General features: G+C 74.2%; 16 protein-coding genes and 7 tRNA genes. 10 read left to right on the forward strand and 13 right to left on the reverse strand.

The window, feature by feature from the left end; genetic code table 11:
- Positions 1-60 precede the first annotated feature (60 nt).
- Positions 61-1,275, reverse strand: a complete 1,215-nt coding sequence (locus ACZ79I_RS06425; RefSeq protein ID WP_471494943.1) for a hypothetical protein — start codon at positions 1,273-1,275, stop codon at positions 61-63.
- Positions 1,272-1,838 (reverse strand): DUF4365 domain-containing protein, encoded by a 567-nt coding sequence (locus tag ACZ79I_RS06430; protein ID WP_471494945.1) that lies wholly within the window; start codon positions 1,836-1,838, stop codon positions 1,272-1,274. The genes ACZ79I_RS06425 and ACZ79I_RS06430 overlap by 4 nt, the downstream gene beginning before the upstream one ends.
- 168 nt (positions 1,839-2,006) lie before the next feature.
- Here ACZ79I_RS06430 and ACZ79I_RS06435 point away from each other — a divergent pair, with 168 nt between their 5' ends.
- Positions 2,007-2,732, forward strand: coding sequence for an exonuclease domain-containing protein (locus ACZ79I_RS06435; RefSeq protein WP_471494947.1), 726 nt, complete (start codon positions 2,007-2,009; stop codon positions 2,730-2,732).
- An 89-nt stretch (positions 2,733-2,821) separates the two neighbouring features.
- Here ACZ79I_RS06435 and ACZ79I_RS06440 read toward each other — a convergent pair.
- Both ACZ79I_RS06440 and ACZ79I_RS06445 read right to left on the reverse strand, forming a co-directional pair.
- Positions 2,822-2,893: transfer RNA gene (locus ACZ79I_RS06440), tRNA-Val, on the reverse strand.
- A 39-nt stretch (positions 2,894-2,932) separates the two neighbouring features.
- Complete coding sequence (locus ACZ79I_RS06445) at positions 2,933-3,379, reverse strand: SRPBCC family protein (RefSeq protein WP_471494949.1); 447 nt, start codon at positions 3,377-3,379, stop codon at positions 2,933-2,935.
- Positions 3,380-3,446: 67 nt separating this feature from the next.
- Here ACZ79I_RS06445 and ACZ79I_RS06450 point away from each other — a divergent pair, with 67 nt between their 5' ends.
- Positions 3,447-5,834 (forward strand): SCO7613 C-terminal domain-containing membrane protein, encoded by a 2,388-nt coding sequence (locus ACZ79I_RS06450; protein WP_471494951.1) that lies wholly within the window; start codon positions 3,447-3,449, stop codon positions 5,832-5,834.
- 586 nt (positions 5,835-6,420) lie between these two features.
- Here ACZ79I_RS06450 and ACZ79I_RS06455 read toward each other — a convergent pair.
- Together ACZ79I_RS06455 and ACZ79I_RS06460 are read right to left on the reverse strand one after the other, a co-directional pair.
- Positions 6,421-6,492, reverse strand: a tRNA-Val gene (locus ACZ79I_RS06455).
- Positions 6,493-6,547: 55 nt separating this feature from the next.
- The gene (locus ACZ79I_RS06460; RefSeq protein WP_471494953.1) at positions 6,548-6,985 is read right to left on the reverse strand and encodes a TIGR02611 family protein; all 438 of its coding nucleotides are present in this window, start codon (positions 6,983-6,985) and stop codon (positions 6,548-6,550) included.
- A 190-nt stretch (positions 6,986-7,175) separates the two neighbouring features.
- Here ACZ79I_RS06460 and ACZ79I_RS06465 point away from each other — a divergent pair, with 190 nt between their 5' ends.
- On the forward strand, positions 7,176-7,589 hold the full coding sequence (locus tag ACZ79I_RS06465) for an SsgA family sporulation/cell division regulator (RefSeq protein WP_003959770.1): 414 nt from the start codon (positions 7,176-7,178) through the stop codon (positions 7,587-7,589).
- A gap of 305 nt (positions 7,590-7,894) precedes the next feature.
- Positions 7,895-8,452 carry a CGNR zinc finger domain-containing protein gene (locus ACZ79I_RS06470; RefSeq protein WP_471494955.1) on the forward strand — a complete coding sequence of 186 codons (558 nt, stop codon included), beginning with the start codon at positions 7,895-7,897 and terminating at the stop codon, positions 8,450-8,452.
- A 180-nt stretch (positions 8,453-8,632) separates the two neighbouring features.
- Here ACZ79I_RS06470 and ACZ79I_RS06475 read toward each other — a convergent pair whose 3' ends face one another.
- Entirely contained in the window at positions 8,633-8,785 is a 153-nt protein-coding gene (locus ACZ79I_RS06475; RefSeq protein WP_265559548.1) for a hypothetical protein, read from the reverse strand.
- Positions 8,786-8,946: 161 nt separating this feature from the next.
- Positions 8,947-9,399, reverse strand: a complete 453-nt coding sequence (locus ACZ79I_RS06480) for a hypothetical protein (protein WP_471494957.1) — start codon at positions 9,397-9,399, stop codon at positions 8,947-8,949.
- Between the two features lie 232 nt (positions 9,400-9,631).
- Between ACZ79I_RS06480 and ACZ79I_RS06485 the strand changes: the two genes are divergently transcribed.
- A complete protein-coding gene (locus ACZ79I_RS06485; protein WP_471494959.1) occupies positions 9,632-10,153 on the forward strand; it encodes a DsbA family protein in 522 nt (173 codons plus the stop codon).
- Positions 10,154-10,246: 93 nt separating this feature from the next.
- On the opposite strand, the gene ACZ79I_RS06490 is transcribed toward ACZ79I_RS06485, so the two are convergent.
- The 3 genes from ACZ79I_RS06490 to ACZ79I_RS06500 form a co-directional block, all read right to left on the reverse strand.
- Positions 10,247-11,071, reverse strand: a complete 825-nt coding sequence (locus ACZ79I_RS06490) for a GNAT family N-acetyltransferase (RefSeq protein WP_471494961.1) — start codon at positions 11,069-11,071, stop codon at positions 10,247-10,249.
- Positions 11,072-11,161: 90 nt separating this feature from the next.
- On the reverse strand, positions 11,162-11,983 hold the full coding sequence (locus ACZ79I_RS06495; protein WP_471494963.1) for an aminotransferase class IV: 822 nt from the start codon (positions 11,981-11,983) through the stop codon (positions 11,162-11,164).
- Positions 11,984-12,101: 118 nt separating this feature from the next.
- Positions 12,102-13,148 carry a chorismate-binding protein gene (locus tag ACZ79I_RS06500; protein ID WP_471494965.1) on the reverse strand — a complete coding sequence of 349 codons (1,047 nt, stop codon included), beginning with the start codon at positions 13,146-13,148 and terminating at the stop codon, positions 12,102-12,104.
- Positions 13,149-13,327: 179 nt separating this feature from the next.
- Here ACZ79I_RS06500 and ACZ79I_RS06505 point away from each other — a divergent pair.
- The 5 genes from ACZ79I_RS06505 (at position 13,328) to ACZ79I_RS06525 (ending at position 13,813) form a co-directional block, all read left to right on the forward strand.
- Positions 13,328-13,400 (forward strand) — tRNA-Gly (locus tag ACZ79I_RS06505).
- 38 nt (positions 13,401-13,438) lie between these two features.
- Positions 13,439-13,512: transfer RNA gene (locus ACZ79I_RS06510), tRNA-Cys, on the forward strand.
- Position 13,513: 1 nt separating this feature from the next.
- Positions 13,514-13,585, forward strand: a tRNA-Val gene (locus ACZ79I_RS06515).
- 42 nt (positions 13,586-13,627) lie between these two features.
- Positions 13,628-13,699, forward strand: a tRNA-Val gene (locus ACZ79I_RS06520).
- 42 nt (positions 13,700-13,741) lie between these two features.
- A tRNA-Val gene (locus tag ACZ79I_RS06525) sits at positions 13,742-13,813 on the forward strand.
- A gap of 46 nt (positions 13,814-13,859) precedes the next feature.
- On the opposite strand, the gene ACZ79I_RS06530 is transcribed toward ACZ79I_RS06525, so the two are convergent.
- Both ACZ79I_RS06530 and ACZ79I_RS06535 read right to left on the reverse strand, forming a co-directional pair.
- Positions 13,860-14,138, reverse strand: coding sequence for a TFIIB-type zinc ribbon-containing protein (locus ACZ79I_RS06530; RefSeq protein ID WP_471494967.1), 279 nt, complete (start codon positions 14,136-14,138; stop codon positions 13,860-13,862).
- 74 nt (positions 14,139-14,212) lie between these two features.
- A complete protein-coding gene (locus ACZ79I_RS06535) occupies positions 14,213-15,157 on the reverse strand; it encodes a phosphotransferase family protein (protein WP_471494969.1) in 945 nt (314 codons plus the stop codon).
- Positions 15,158-15,340: the final 183 nt, after the last annotated feature.

Genomic DNA, 15,340 nt, shown 5'->3' on the forward strand with positions numbered 1-15,340 from the left:
GGAGCGCGCGCATGACTGGGATCGTACCGACCGGGGGCCGCCCCCCGCGAAACGGCGACGTCACTCGCCGCCGCACGCCTCCTCGAAGAAGTCCAGGTCGTCCTGGAGCGACTTCATCAGCCGGTCCCGCTCGGCGTCGTCGACCTGCACCGGCGCCACCCCGGAGGGACCCACGAGCCGCCGGAAGCCGCCCCGGCTCTCCAGCCGCCCGTGCACCCGCACCGGCAGCCCGACCAGGTGGGCGTGGCCCGCGATCCGGTAGGCGTCCTCGTCCAGCGTCATCCGCACATGGGAGACCTCGGCCCCGGCGATGACCCGCAGCCGGACATCGCCCTCGCCGCGGGGCCCCGACCGGCGCATGCGGACCACGGCCCCGGTGATCCGCACCGGCACGGACGGCTCCTCGCGCAGATAGCGGGCGCCGGCCTCGCGCAGCGCGGGCAGGTCGCCGGGCGAGAACTCGACCGGCTCCGCGGGCGTCGCGCAGTCCTCGGGGACACCGGCGGCGGGCGCCCACTCCACGGCGATCCTGGCGCCTTCGGACCCGCGCACCAGGGCCACGAGCGCCTCGGTCAGCTCGTGGCTCACGCCCGCACCGACGGCCGCGTCGAAGGCGTCCATGCCCCCGGTGGCCCGCCGGTAGTCGACCGCCTCCCGGGCCGCGAACAGCGCCTGGTGCAGGCGCACGGCGAGCGGCCGGCCCGTGGGGACGGGCACGAAGGCGGTCAGCCGGCGGCCGCCGGGCGCGGCGCCGACCAGGACGTTCTCCAGGGACGCGGCGGCGGGCCCGCGGTGCCGGACGCCGTAGTAGCCGGCTCGTGCCCGTGTGGCGAGCGCGCCCGCCAGCAGCATCCGGCGGGCCGCGGTGCGCAGCTGGTCCTCGACGTCCCAGGGCGCCGTGCCCACCGCGGACGCGGGCACATCCCGCCACCAGTGGATCTCGTCGCTGGGCACGGCGAGTCCGACCAGTACGTCGCGGGCCGAGGGAGAGCCGCTGCGGTACAGGGCGACGAGGGCCTCACCGAGCAGGTCGTCGCTGTCGGGGAAGGACCGGCTCTCGGGCACCAGCAGGCTCGTCCCGCCACCGGGCCCCGGCGGGGTCCAGCGGCCGTAGCGCCCGGGGGCACCCCCGCGGCGCTGCCAGCCATGGCGGTGCAGCAGGGCGCTGAGCACGGCGGGATCGACCTGGTCGGCGCTGGGCGGCCGGTGCCACGGCGGCTCGGCCGGGTGCGGCCGGACCGCGCGGACCGGTTCGCCGACGGGACGGTGCGTCACGGTCTGCCTCCCGTTCCGACCCGGGTCATGATCTCGCAGAGCGCGCGGTCGTCGAAGATGCGCGAGGTCGGGATGCGCACGGTGGTGCGGCGCCGCCCCGTGACGGGGTGTCCGGCGAGGTTGATCCAGTAGCAGCAGTGCCGCAGGTCGAGGCGGTCGTGGCCGGCCCGCAGCCATTGGTCCTGCGACCGCGGGACGATCATCACGACGAGGATCTTGTGCACCGAGACGGGGGTGCGGGCGAGCTTCGCCAGGTGCTCGTTGTCCAGCGTGAAGGAGAAGAAGCGGCCCGGGGGGTTCGGCCGGATCTGGTAGGTGCACTTGAGCTGCACCTTGATCGTGACCTCGTCGTCGACCGTGTGGCCGGGAGCGCTGTGGCTGACGTGCCAGTCGATGCCGTTGTCCGGGAAGGGCTGCGACAGCGAGCAGCCGGCCGCGGCGGCGACCGCGTGCAGATAGCCGACCTGCAGCGTCTCCATGCAGGCGGTGACGGCGAGTGTGCCGCGATGGGGTGCCGTCCGTTCGGGCAGCAGCCCGCCCCGCTCGGGCTGCGCTATCGCCATGGCCAACAGCCTTCCCGTTCCGGTGGATCGCCGCTTCGGGTCGCTGAACTGCAAAGACCCGTACTCGTGTTGTGTCCTTCCGGCGTACAGCGCAAACAGCCCGGGTATCACCAAACAGGGCAGAAGACGGTTGTCAACTGCCGAAGGTGAACGAGGAGTTGGGTGCGTATGACGTGCTGGTACGAGGGCCCTCTGGCCGCGTTCGACACGGAGACCACGGGCGTGGACGTCGAGACCGACCGGATCGTGTCGGCCGCCGTCGTCGTCCAGGACGCCCCGGGCACCCGGCCGCGGGTGAGCCGCTGGCTGGTGAACCCGGGGGTGCCGGTGTCCGCGGAGGCGACGGCGGTGCACGGGCTGACGGAGGAGCATCTGCAGCGCAACGGCCGCTGGCCGTCGCCGGTGATGGAGGAGATAGCCAGGGAGCTCGGCGCGCAGGCCGCGCGGGGCCGGCCGCTGGTGGTGATGAACGCGCCGTTCGATCTGACGCTCCTGGACCGGGAGTTGCGCCGGCACCGGGCGTCCTCGCTGGATCGGTGGTTCTCCTCGGCGCCGCTGTGCGTGCTCGACCCGAGGGTCCTGGACAAACATCTGGACCGCTACCGCAAGGGCCGGCGTACGCTCACCGACCTGTGCGCGCACTACGGGGTCGTGCTGGAGGACGCGCACGACGCGGCGGCGGACGCGCTGGCCGCGCTGGAGGTCGTACGGGCGGTGGGACGCCGCTTCGCACCCCGTCTGGAGCGGCTGACGCCGGCGCAACTGCACACCCTGCAGGCGGTGTGGCACGCGGCGCAGGCACGCGGGCTGCAGGCGTGGTTCGCGCGGGCCGGCGCGGAGGAGCCGGTGGATCCGGCGTGGCCGCTGCGTCCGGAGCTGCCGGCCGCGGCCTGAACGTGGCCGGATGGCGCCGGGCATGCCCCCGGCCATGCCTCCCGGCATGCGAAAACCGGCCCGTTGATGACGGACCGGTCTTCTCCGGGTGGGCGATACTGGGTTCGAACCAGTGGCCTCTTCGGTGTGAACGAAGCGCTCTCCCACTGAGCTAATCGCCCGGGAACGCACTGAACAATACAGGTCCCGGCGGGTCTGCTTCAAACCGCTTCCAGATGGGCCACCAGTCCGCGCCGCCCCGCCCGCATCATCAGCCGGTGGTTGACGCGGAAGACCGGCCTTCCCGGCACGGCGAGCCGGCGCAGCAGCGGCTTGCGCACCTCGGCCGTCTGCTCGTAGCGCACGAGGCTGCCCGCACCGGCCGCGCCGACCGTCCAGCGGGCCCAGCCGTCGATGTCGCCGCTCGTCGAGATCTCCAGTACCCCGGCCGCCGGATCACGCCGCGTCTCACGGGCGGTGAAGGCAAGGTCGTAGGGCAGGACGGAGCGGACGCGGACGGTGCCCGTCACGCCGTCGGTCCGGTGCACCTCGCGCACCTGCGGCCACCAGCGGGGATAGTCCTCCACCCGCTCCAGCACGGCGTACACCTCGCCGGGTGGCGCGGGCAGGGGCCACAGGCTGCAGAAGCGGTACCGGTTCCAGTCCATGGGCAGAGTCTGCCCGCGGGAAGCGGCACCGCACGGCATCTGAGTACGGTCATGAGTACCCGCACTCATGCCCTGCGGCGCGACGCCCGCCACGCTTCCGGGCATGACCCACCTCCCGCCCCCGGCCGAGGAGTTGCGGCTCCTCGATGCCGAGCTGCAGCGACTCGACGCCCGCCGGGCCCAGTTGCTGGCACGGCGCGCCGTGGTGATCGGCGCGCTCCAGCCGCCCGTCGCGCCGCCCGTCCCCATGCCCCCGCGCCGGCCGGAGGCCACCGCACCCGGTGTGCAGAACGTGCTCCTCGTCCTCGGCGGCATCCTGCTGACCATCGCCGCGATCGCGTTCACACTGCTCAGCTGGGGCCGTCTGGGGATCGCCGGGCGGTCGCTGGTGCTCGGTGCGGTGACGGCGGCGGCCCTGGGCGCGCCCGTCCCGCTCGTGGGGCGCCGTCTGCGCTCGACCGCGGAGGCGGTGGCGGGCCTCGGCCTGGCGCTGACGGTGCTCGATGCCTACGCCCTGCACGAGGTCGCGCTGCCGGAAGCGGGCGGCACGGGCTACGCGGCCGGCGCCGCGGCGGTCCTGGCCGGGGTGTGGTGGGGGTACGGCAGGGGGCTCGGCGCCCTGCGCGTCCCCCTGCCCGCCGCGCTCGCGGCCGCCCAACTCCCGCTTCCGCTGGGGGCGGTGGCGGCCGGTGCGGGTCCGCACACGCTCACGGCCGCGCTGCTGCTGACCGCCGCGGCCGACACGGTGGTCGCGCTCCGCACGCCGCTGACGTCGGTACGCGTCACCGCCGCCGTCGGCGCGTACTGGACGGGCGGATGGGGCGTACTGGCGGCCGGCCGGCTCTCCTGGGAGGCCACCGGCCCGAGCGCCGCCGCCCGTGCGGCGGCGCTCCTGGTCCTCGCGGCGGCGATCGCGCTGGGAGTGGCGTGGCGGGCCCCCGGGCCGGCCCTGGCCACCGGTACCGCGCTGACCGGCGGACTGCTCCTGGTGGCGGCCGCCGGGGGCGTTCCGCGCGCGGCGCTGTCCGGCGCGTGGGCGGTACCCGGCTATCTGGTGTGCGGGGTGGCGCTGCTCGCGGCGATGCGCGGACCGGTGCCGGAGCCCGTGCGCCGCGGCTTCGCCCGGGCCTCGGGCGCCGTGCAGGCCCTGGCGGTGGCGTGGGCGCTGCCCGTGGTCGCCGTCGCGCTGCTGGGGCCGTTCGGCTGGACCGCACGGATCTGGTCCGGGGCTCCGCAGGACATGCGCGCCGCGGTGACGGTGGACGCGCCCTGGCCGCCCCACGCCGCCACCGCGGCACTGGTGCTCACGGTCGTCGCAGCGGTGGCGGCCGGCGTCTCCCGCACCGCCACGGCCTGGTGCGCGCAGGCCGCCGCCGGGGCGGTGGCCCTGGCGTGGGCGGGCGCGCTCGTCCTCCCGGCCACACTGGAACTGCCTTACGCGGCGGGGCTGTTCGCGCAGGGACTGACGGCGGCGGCGATGCTGGCCGTGGCGGCGTACGCGCGTCGGACACCGGTGTCCGCCACCGCCCTGCCCCTGTCCCTCCTCACCGCGGCCGGTCTCGCTCTCCTCTCCCTCCCCTCCCGGGGCGCCACCGTGGCGGTGCCGGCCGCGCTGACGGCGCTCTTGGCGGTCGCCGCCGTGCGCGGGCGGCTGACCGCGGTCTGTGCGAGCGCCTCGCTGGCGGCCGCGACCGGCCTGGCCTGTGCCGTGGGTGCCGTCGCCGGACTGCCGGCCCCGCACATCGCGTTGCTGGTTCTGGCCGTTCCGGCCGCCGCGGCCGTGCTCGCGGCGCGGGTGCCCGAGGCGGCGGTTCCGGTCGAGGCCGTGGGCGCTCTCTCCGGGCTGGTGGCCATCGGGCTGGCCGTCACCGACGGACCGGTGCTGGCCCTCGTACTGGCCCTGTGCGGGGTGATCGCCGCGGGCACCGCCCTGCGCGCGGACCGCCGAGGAGCCGGGTACGCGGCCGCGGCGCTGTTCGTGTCGGCCGCCTGGGTGCGGCTCGCGTGCTGGTCGGTGGGCGCCCCGGAGGCGTACGCCCTGGCGGTGACGGTGCCTGCGCTGGCCGTGGGGTTCGTCCGGCGGCGGCGCGACCCCCTGGTGTCGTCCTGGACGGCGTACGGACCGGGGCTGTCGGCGACCCTCGTGCCGAGCCTGCTGACGGCCTGGGGCGACGCGGACCGGCCGCGCCCGCTGCTGCTGGGCGCCGTCGCGCTCGCCCTCACGCTGCTGGGCGCCCGGCACCGCCTGCAGGCTCCGCTCGTCCTCGGCGGCGGCGTCCTGGTGCTGGACGCGCTGCACGAACTCGCCCCGTACCTTGTGCAGTTGGCGGGCATGCTCCCCCGATGGGTGCCTCCCGCAGTCGCCGGGCTGCTGCTCCTCGCGGTCGGCGCGACCTATGAACAACGGATCCGTGACGCCCGGCGGGTACGAGAGGCGCTGGGACGGATGCGCTGAGACCGCTCGCGGCGTCCGCCCCCGGCAGCGCCGGGTTCGGGCTCGCGAACCGCGCCGCCCGCACTCCGGGGCACGAATTCCCCCTTGGACCTGCGACTTGGGGCTCGCCGGCGACCACTGCCGCCGTAGTCCGAAGAAATCCAGCGGCGTTCTGGAATACGTCCGGCGCATTTCCACCGCCGGCGCGTCTGAAGCGTCTCCCAAAACGCGAGACAATCCCGAGAATCCGTTGCGCGCGTCAGCCGGCGCGGAGCACGGGGGGCTGCCCCGTCCCGCGGCGGGCAGCCGTCCGCCAGAGCGTGGACCGGATCCGCCGGGTGCCCCGGCCCGTCGCCGCGGGCGGCGCCCTTCGGGTACCGCGACGCGACCCCGCCTCCGGGCGGTGGGCGCGAACCGCCCCTCCACCCGGCGGCCGGGGCGTCGGCCGGCGGTGCACGGCCGCGGCAGCCGGTCCGGATCGCCACGACGGCCCGGCGCGGCGCACACGGCCGCCGGACCGCGACGGCGGGGGCTGGGGCTGGGGCTGGCATACGACGAGGGCGGCGTGGCCCGCGTCGTTCGCGAGCACACGCCGCCCTCGGTGCTGTGGGCGATACTGGGATCGAACCAGTGACCTCTTCGGTGTGAACGAAGCGCTCTCCCGCTGAGCTAATCGCCCGGGCGCAGGAAGAAGGTTACCCCATGTCAGGGGGTGCCTCCGACCGCGGACCGGATCACTGGTCCTCGATGTTCCAGGGCATCGCGAGGCCGAACTTCCAGATGTAGACCCCGACGAGGACGGCCGTGATCGCCACGCCGACCGCCGTCAGGATGAGGTTGCGGCGGCGCACCGCGGGGTCGAGCGCGCGCTGGGCCGCCTCCGTGACCTTGCGCTTCGTCCATCGGAGCACCAGCTGGGCCCAGACGAACTCGGTCGCCCAGATCGCCATGCCGGCGAAGATCACCAGCCAGCCCGGGCCCGGCAGGGGCAGCATCACCACGCCGCCGGCGACGACCGCGAGGCCGACCACGAAGACGCCCACCTGCCAGCTCAGATGCAGCGCCCGCCGCGCCTTGACGAATTCCGGCGCCCGGGAACCGAGCGCCCGCTCGCCTTCCGGTTCCTGCGCGGCCACGGCGATCTCGCCCCGCTCGTCACTCCCCGTATTCATAACCTCCAACCTACCGGAGAGAAACCGGTCACCGGAATGGTCGTACCGCCCGAACCGCATCTCGGCCGGAAGAGCTACGTAAAGACAGGCAAAACGCTCAGAGGGGTTTACAACGGCACCGTAGGTGGCATGTCGATTTCGCCGACGTGCGAATCCCCGAGCGCACACTGAGCGAAAGGCCTTGGCGCTTATGAACACCACGGTCAGCTGCGAGCTGCACCTGCGCCTCGTTGTGTCGAGCGAGTCCTCACTGCCTGTACCCGCGGGACTGCGGTATGACACGGCCGATCCCTATGCCGTGCACGCCACCTTCCATACCGGAGCCGAGGAGACGGTCGAGTGGGTGTTCGCCCGCGACCTCCTCGCGGAGGGTCTGCACCGGCCCACAGGGACCGGTGACGTCCGCGTCTGGCCGTCCCGCAGTCACGGCCAGGGCGTGGTCTGCATCGCCCTCAGCTCTCCGGAGGGCGAGGCCCTGCTCGAGGCCCCGGCGCGGGCCCTGGAGTCCTTCCTGAAGCGGACGGACGCGGCCGTGCCCCCCGGCACGGAGCACCGCCATTTCGATCTCGACACGGAGCTCTCCCACATCCTGGCGGAGAGCTAGCGCGAGACAGCAAGCCGCCCGGCGCCGTCCACTCGGGGAGACGGCTCGGGCCAGGACAACCGCATACGGCACACCCGGGCGCCGTCGCCGCGAGCCCACGCGGAGGCGGCGCTCAGACATGCACGGAGAGTGATATCGACGATTCCCCGCGTGACGAACGCGGGCGACGGCGGTGACCTGAAATCGTCGCGGTCGTCACCGGGTGTCCCCGTCTCGGGCTGCGGCGGCCCCCCGGCGGCGGCGAGCCGCTAGGCTCGGCCAGCATCGGCGGGCGCCCGCCCGACCTTCAGGCCAGGGAGCGAAACGTGCTGATCACCCACGACACCCGGTTCGCGCTCGACCTCGTGGTGGATCTGGTGAACACCGCGCCCGAGGGCGACGAGCCGGACGCCCTCCCGGACGTCGCCGCCCTCCACGCCTTCGCGCGCAGCCACCATCTGAGCGACGTCGGCGTTCTGTCGGAGTTCGACCTCTCGGCGGTGCGCAAGATCCGCGGGCGGTTCGCCGCGGTCTTCGCCGCGGCGGACGCCCGCACCGCGGCCGGGCTGATCAACGAGCTGGTGGCGGCGGCGGGGACCACTCCCCGGCTGACCGACCACGACGGCTACGACTGGCACGTGCACTACTTCGCGCCGGGCGCCTCCCTCGCCGATCACATCGCCGCGGACTGCGGGATGGCGCTGGCGTTCTTCGTGGTGGCCGGGGAGCAGGAGCGACTGCGCCGCTGCGAGGCGCCCGACTGCCGGCGCGCCTTCGTGGACCTGTCCCGCAATCGTTCCCGCCGCTACTGCGACAGCCGCACCTGCGGCAACCGCCTCCATGTGGCCGCGTACCGGGCGCGCCGGAAGGAAGCGGCGGGCTGAGCGGCGAGCCGTGGGGGGACGGGCGGCGACGGCACGGACGCCGACGGGGATGCGGAGCGGGGACGACCGGGCGCACCCCGAGCGGGGCGGCCGGCCGCGACCGGGGGAACGGCGCGTCGCGATGCGGTGGCGGGGCTGACGGAGCCCTCGGCGGGTGACGCCAGGGGCTCCGCATACGGCTCAGAGCAGCAGCAGGTCGTGCAGTGATGCCATGAGCAGCAGACAGCCGATCACCGCAAGGAAGATCATCAGCGGTGGCTGGGAAAGCGCGAAGAGACAACCCCGGCGCTCCTCGGGAGGAGCAACGGTGTCACTCTGGGTTCTGTCCAGCATCTCGCGGCGATGATGGCGCAGCCGGCACCCGCTACGCGATCAACACGCCCGGAATGTCAGGGAGTTCGCCAATATCCGCCCCGTGCGGAACGAAGATGATCTCGGTGTGCGCCCCTGTGATCATCGGGCGTCGTGGTCCGACCGCTGTGCCGTTTCAAGCGTCATATGCCGTGCTTCTTGAGGATGGCCTCGATGTCGCTGAAGTCGTCCGGGCCCTCGGTCTTCCGGGGCGGGGCCGTGGGCCCGATCGCCCTCCTGTCCCCGGTGCCCCCGGCGTCCAGCGCGGGCCCGGAGGCCGAGGGGGCCTCCTGCCGGCGCTGTGCGGCCTTCGCCGCCCTGCGCTCCTTGCGGGTCCCGCCGCCCCGGCGCTCCACGGCCCGCGTGGCCGCGAACAGGAGCCAGGCGGCGCCCAGCACACCGAAGCCCGCCCACGCGGTGGGGCTGAACGCGGTGTCGGCCAGCCAGCCCACGGCCCCCGTCATCACCAGCCCGACGGGCACGAGCGCGTACGCGGCGATGCGGGCCGCCGCGAGGAATCGCTTGCGATAGGCCGTGACCGCGGCGATGCCGAGGCCGGCCGCGGAGACTGCGGAGCAGACTGTCTCGGCGATCATCCGGTCCTCCAGGCGGCGGTCGGTCGGGCAGGCGGGTTCGTCCCTTCCATCCTGCACCGCCCCGCACCCGGTGTGCCACGGCCGGACCGGACATCAGGGACATCTCCGGGTCGGCTCCTCCCCAGGGTGTGGGCCCGCCTGCACCCCTGACACCACGGGACCCGGCCGCCCCTCCACCCCGGCCGCGGGGGCATGTTCGGGGCACCCCGCCGATGCTGGGAGACTGGTGACCATGAGTGACTCCTCCCCCGCGCCCACCGCCCCCGTTCTGGAGGTGTGGTGCGAGCTGCAGTGTCCCGACTGCCGCAGCACCCTCGACGACCTGCGCGCGCTGCGCGCCCGGTACGGCGACCGGCTGGAGCTGCGGCTGCGCCACTTCCCGCTCGACAAGCACCGGCACGCCTTCGCCGCCGCGCAGGCCGCCGAGGAGGCGCTGGAGCAGGGCCGGGGCTGGGCGTACATCGAGGCCGTGCTCGGGCGGGTCGGGGAACTGGACCGGAAGGGGGAGGCGCTCCTCGTCGAGGTGGCCGGCGAACTGGGCCTTGACGCCGAGGAGTTCGACACGGCACTGATCGACGGCCGGCACATCCTGGTCGTCGACGCCGATGTGGCCGAGGGGAAGGCGATCGGTGTCACCGGCACCCCGACGTACGTCATCGGGGGCGAGCGCCTCGACGGCGGCAGGAGCCAGGAAGGGCTGCGCGAGCGCATCGAGGCGATCGCGGACCGGCTGCTGGCCGAGCGGGAGGTCTGACCTCCCGGGACCGCGCCTTCCCGCTCCCGGCGCCCTCCCTGGACCGCGCCCTCCCGCTCCCGGCGCCGGCCTGCTCCCGGCGCCGTCCGGCTGTCACACCAGCGGCTTGTAGAGCATGTACTCGGTCGTCTCGTACCCGAGCGACTCGTACAGCCGCTCGGCCGGGGTGTTCCCCGCGAACACGTTGAGCCCGAGGACACGGCGGCCGGCGGCGATCGTCTGGATCTCCGCCAGCAGCATGAGCGTGCGCCCGTGTCCCCGGCCGCGGTGAGCCGGATCGGCCTCGACGTAGAAGACGTGGGCGCCCTCCTCGCGCAGCCCCGTCCACAGGGTGCCCACCCGCGTCCCCTCGTGCTCCAGGACGCTGAACCACATGTTCCCGGTGGCGAGCCCCTGCGGCAGGAACCGCTCGTGGTCGCGGCGGGCCCTGGCGTACGCCTCGGCCTCCGGCACGCCCCGTTCCGTCCAGGTGCGCGCGTAGTGCTCCGCCTGGGTCGTCTGCCACGCGTCGTACTCGGCCCGGGTCATGGGCCGCGCGCCGCTGCCGGGGGGCAGCTCGGGCGGGGTGTCGCCGAGCCGCTTCCGCATGCCCCGGTTGCGGAGGACGTAACCGAGCGTGTGCGTGAGCCGCAGCGCCGCCTCCGCGTCCCCGGGCACGCCGGCCTCGATCCGGCGGCAGCCCCAGCCGCGCGCCACCTCTTCCGCGGCGAGCGCGGCCACCGTGCCCCGCCCGCGGCGCCGGTCCGGCCCCTCGATGCGCAGGTCCAGGATCCGGGCCACCGACTCGCCGAAGACGGGAGAGGTGCCGAGGTGGATCGCGCCCACGGGGCGGCCGTTCACACACACCTGGTACCGGCGGGAGCGCGTCCCGTCGGTCGCGCGCTGAAGCGGCTCGGTCGGCCGCAGGGTCGTGGTCATCAGGGGTGTTCTACCCGGCCGGTGCGCTTGCGTCATCCCATATTGCCCGCCCCGCCGGTCCCCACCGGTCCCCGACGGGGCTCTCGGGGATCAGGGATCCAGGTCGTCGCCGGACCGCTCGTCGAAGATCCGCATGGCCTTGGCGGTCACCGGTCCCGGCGCGCCCGGCAGTTCACGGCCGTCGACCCGGTGGACGGCCTGGACGTCCCGCAGCGTGGAGGTGAGGAACACCTCCTCCGCGTGCTCCAGGACGTCCAGCGGAAGGTCGCTCTCCTTGGCCCCGGTCCACTCCGCGGTGAGCGCACGGGTGACGCCCGCGAGGCAGCCGGAGGACAGCGGCGGGGTGTGGATCTCGCCGTCGAGGACGACGAAGACGTTGGACCCGGTGCCCTCGCAGAGCTGTCCGACCGTGTTGGCGAACAGCGCCTCGGAGGCGCCCTGTCGGGAGGCCCGGGCGAGCGCGACGACGTTCTCGGCGTACGAGGTGGTCTTGAGACCGGCCAGTGCTCCGCGCTCGTTGCGGGTCCAGGGCACGGTGATCACGGCGGTGGAGTCGGGGCGCCGGGCGGCCGCGCCGAGGGCGACGACGAGGGTCGGGCCCGCGTCGCCGCGGTCGGAGCCGAGCGGCCCGTGACCGCCGGTGTAGGTGATCCGCAGACGGCCGAGAGGCATGGGGTTGGCCTCCAGCACGGCGGCGCAGGCGCGGCGGACCTCGTCCAGGTCGGGGTCCGCGAGGCCCAGGCCGCGCGCCGAGCGGGTGAGCCGGTCGAGATGGCGGCTCAGCGCGAACGGCCGCCCGTGCGTGGCCTTGACGGTCTCGAAGACGCCGTCGCCGACGGTCAGTCCGTGGTCGAGGACGGAGACGCGGGCGGACTCGAGGTCCTGCAGCCTGCCGTCGAGCCAGAGCTTCACTGGTCATACCTCGCAAGATGGTGGTGGAAGCGTCGTCCGACGAGTGTGCCCGGCCGGGCTCCGCGCCGGAGGCGCCCCCCGGACGGGGCGCGCCCCGGACGGGCACGGCACGCGGGGGTCAATGCGATCCCGTGTCCTGGTACTCCCCCGACGCTACCGCGAGCAGCCGGGCGGCCTTCAGCTCGGTCTCGCGCCACTCGCCCTCGGGGTCGGAGCCCCAGGTGATGCCCGCTCCAGCGCCGAAGCGCAGCACGGCCGCGCCGTCGGCGGTGCGGTCGATCCAGAAGGTGCGGATGCCGACGGCCAGCTGGCCCACCCGCCGGTCCGCGTCGACCCAGCCGATCGCGCCGCAGTAGGGACCGCGGGGCGCGCTCTCCAGGGCGTCGATGATCCGCAGGGAGCTCGACTTGGGGGCGCCGGTGATCGACCCCGCCGGGAACGTGGCGGCGAGCAGTTCGGGCCAGCCGGCGTCCGGGCGCAGTTCCCCGCGGACCGTGGACACGAGGTGGACCAGGCCGGGGTGCTTCTCGACGGCGCACAGGTCGGGGACGGTCACGCTGCCGGTGGTGCAGACCCGCCCGAGGTCGTTGCGGACGAGGTCCACGATCATCACGTTCTCGGCGTGGTCCTTCTCCAGGAACTCCGCCTCGGTGGTCGCCGTTCCCTTGATCGGACCGGACTCGACGACGCGGCCGGCACGGCGCAGGAACAGCTCGGGGGACGCGGTGGCCGTCTCGACGCCGTGCTCCGGCAGGCGGATCGTTCCTGCGTACGGGGCCGGGTTGCCGCGCGCCAGCACGGCGGTCAGGGCGTCCACATCTGCGTCGGACGCGATCGGCGCGGACAGCACGCGGCAGAGGTTCACCTGGTAGACCTCGCCGGCCGCGATGTGCTCGCGGATCCGCCGCACGCCCGCCGTGTACGCGGCGCGGTCGAGCGAGGACGTCCAGTCAGCGGCCGCCGGGCCCCGCCACCGGCCCGGCACGGGAACGGGCACGGGCTCCTCCCGTACGTCGCCGAAGCGGGCGCAGGTCAGACGCCCCTCGTAGTCCGCGCAGACGGCCCAGAAGCCGGTGGAGTCGAGCGCCGCGGGATCGCTGGTGACATCGAGGAGACCGGTCGCGACGCGGTCGCCGAACCGGGCGAGGGGAGGGAGGTCGAGCACGCAGCCGAGTCTATGGCCGGTGACCGGTGAGCGGCCCGGACATGCGCCCACGGGTGCCCCGACCACGTCCTCGGCCGGGTGCAGGGCAGCACGCTGCGCAAACGCGTTTTTGTACTGGCCCCGGAATCCGCTAGAGTTCAACACGTCGCCCGGGACGCGGAAGCGTACCGAAACGACAGGCGGACGTAGCTCAGTTGGTAGAGCGCAACCTTGCCAAGGTTGAGGTCGCGAGTTCGAGCCTCGTCGTCCGCTCGAAGGAACCAGGGGATCTCCCGACCCCCTGCACTCCTGGTGGAGTGGCCGAGAGGCGAGGCAACGGCCTGCAAAGCCGTCTACACGGGTTCAAATCCCGTCTCCACCTCCAAGGACGATTAGCTCAGCGGGAGAGCGCTTCCCTGACACGGAAGAGGTCACTGGTTCAATCCCAGTATCGTCCACTGGTTCGCACGGGCCCGCACCCTCGGTCCGCTCGGATCCCCGCGCGATTAGCTCAGCGGGAGAGCGCTTCCCTGACACGGAAGAGGTCACTGGTTCAATCCCAGTATCGCGCACGCGCTACCGCGGTCGTCTCCCCGGAACGAGCGTGGTCACCAGGACGATTAGCTCAGCGGGAGAGCGCTTCCCTGACACGGAAGAGGTCACTGGTTCAATCCCAGTATCGTCCACACACCGAAGCCCCCGGCCCTGCGGCCGGGGGCTTCTTCCTACGGCTCAGCTGGAGAACAGCATGTGGCCGAAGCTCTTGTGCCGGTGATGTCCGTAGTGTCCGTGATGGCCGCCGTGCTGGGCGCCCCAGGCGGGGGCGGCCGGGTATGCCTGCGGGGCGGCCGGAGGCGGCGGGGCGGGCTGCGCCCACTGGGCCTCCAGGCGGGTCAGCGCCTCCAGCTCCCCGAAGTCCAGGAAGATGCCGCGGCATCCGCTGCACTGCTCGATCTGGACGCCGTTGCGGTTGTACGTGTGCATCGGCGCATGACACTTCGGACACTGCATACTCGGCTCAACTCCTCGCCGGTCGGTGGGGCTTCGCCAGGTAGGGACTCGGTCCGGCCCTGGTCGGTTGCAGCCTATGCCGTGAACCCCCGCGCCGGCCCCGGCGGAATGATGACCATTCGGACACAGGCGTCGACGACCACGCGCTCCACCTCGTCCAGGGAACGGCCCGCCGCCACGGACTTGGCGATGGCCAGGGCCGCGGTCTGCACGGTGAGCGCACGGGCCGGGACGTCGAGCACGGGCCAGGGGTCGCCGGCGGGCGGGACGGCCGGGCCGCCCGCCTGCCGGTAGGCGGTCAGGAAGCGGGACCACTCCTCGGGCGGCAGCAGGCCGCAGGCGTACCAGGCGGCCGGGCGGGCCAGGTCCCACGCGGGATCGCCCACGCCGAGGTCGTCGACGTCGATGAGGAGCCAGGGGCCGGTGCCCGCGGGCCGGCGGACGAGCTGGCCGAGATGGAGGTCGCCGTGGCAGAGGGTGCCCCCGGGCGGCATGGGTGCCTCGTCACGGGCCCAGGCGGGCAGGGCGGTCCAGGCCCGCAGCACGGGTTCGGCGGCGGGGTGGGGGCCGGCCTCCCGCAGGCGCCGGATCGCGCGCGCGGCCTTGGCGGGGCCGCGCATGGGCGGGAGGCCGGCGGGAGCGGGGGCCGTGTGCAGCCGGGCCAGGAGGGCGGCGGCCGCCTCCCAGGGCGCGGCCTGCGGGACATCGGGATCGACCGGGCTGCCGTGGGGCCAGAAGGTCACGAGGCGGCCGTGGAGATCGACGGGGGCGGGGCGGAGCGGGGCGAGCAGCGTACCGGGAAGCCGCGCGGCGGTGGCGAGGCGGAGGGAGAGCGCGGCGGGATCGGTGCCGGGGGCGTGGGCCTTGGCGACGGTGCCCCCGTGACGGACCACGGTGGCGTCGTCGCGGTCGGCCAGAACGGCACCGGGGGTGGGACAGGCGCAGGCCGTCCCGGCGTCGCCGTGCGCCGCGCCGTGCGCCGCGGCGAACAGCGCGGGCAGTAGGACGGCTGCGGTCACGGGTCCTCCGGGGTGCGTACGGCCCTGTAGCGGCGAGCGTACGCGGACAGGGCCCGGCGAGGGTGACGGGGCTGGTGCCGGTGCCCCCGCAGGCAACCTTCTCCCGTCCGGGAGCGGCGTCGCGGGGGCGCCGCCCGCGCGAGCGGAGCCGGCGGCGGGGGGAGCGTGCAGGGCGCCGCACGG

This window comes from Streptomyces sp. PSU-S4-23 (assembly GCF_055632315.1).

Excerpts from the sequence above, each read along its gene's own strand:
- ACZ79I_RS06485 (WP_471494959.1), top strand. The coding sequence starts at position 9,632 with ATGAGTGACTCCTCCCCCGCGCCCACCGCCCCCGTTCTGGAGGTGTGG.
- ACZ79I_RS06480 (WP_471494957.1), bottom strand. The coding sequence starts at position 9,399 with ATGATCGCCGAGACAGTCTGCTCCGCAGTCTCCGCGGCCGGCCTCGGC.
- ACZ79I_RS06450 (WP_471494951.1), top strand. The coding sequence starts at position 3,447 with ATGCCCTGCGGCGCGACGCCCGCCACGCTTCCGGGCATGACCCACCTC.
- ACZ79I_RS06435 (WP_471494947.1), top strand. The coding sequence starts at position 2,007 with ATGACGTGCTGGTACGAGGGCCCTCTGGCCGCGTTCGACACGGAGACC.
- ACZ79I_RS06530 (WP_471494967.1), bottom strand. The coding sequence starts at position 14,138 with ATGCAGTGTCCGAAGTGTCATGCGCCGATGCACACGTACAACCGCAAC.
- ACZ79I_RS06490 (WP_471494961.1), bottom strand. The coding sequence starts at position 11,071 with ATGACCACGACCCTGCGGCCGACCGAGCCGCTTCAGCGCGCGACCGAC.
- ACZ79I_RS06475 (WP_265559548.1), bottom strand. The coding sequence starts at position 8,785 with ATGCTGGACAGAACCCAGAGTGACACCGTTGCTCCTCCCGAGGAGCGC.
- ACZ79I_RS06445 (WP_471494949.1), bottom strand. The coding sequence starts at position 3,379 with ATGGACTGGAACCGGTACCGCTTCTGCAGCCTGTGGCCCCTGCCCGCG.
- ACZ79I_RS06460 (WP_471494953.1), bottom strand. The coding sequence starts at position 6,985 with ATGAATACGGGGAGTGACGAGCGGGGCGAGATCGCCGTGGCCGCGCAG.
- ACZ79I_RS06465 (WP_003959770.1), top strand. The coding sequence starts at position 7,176 with ATGAACACCACGGTCAGCTGCGAGCTGCACCTGCGCCTCGTTGTGTCG.
- ACZ79I_RS06430 (WP_471494945.1), bottom strand. The coding sequence starts at position 1,838 with ATGGCGATAGCGCAGCCCGAGCGGGGCGGGCTGCTGCCCGAACGGACG.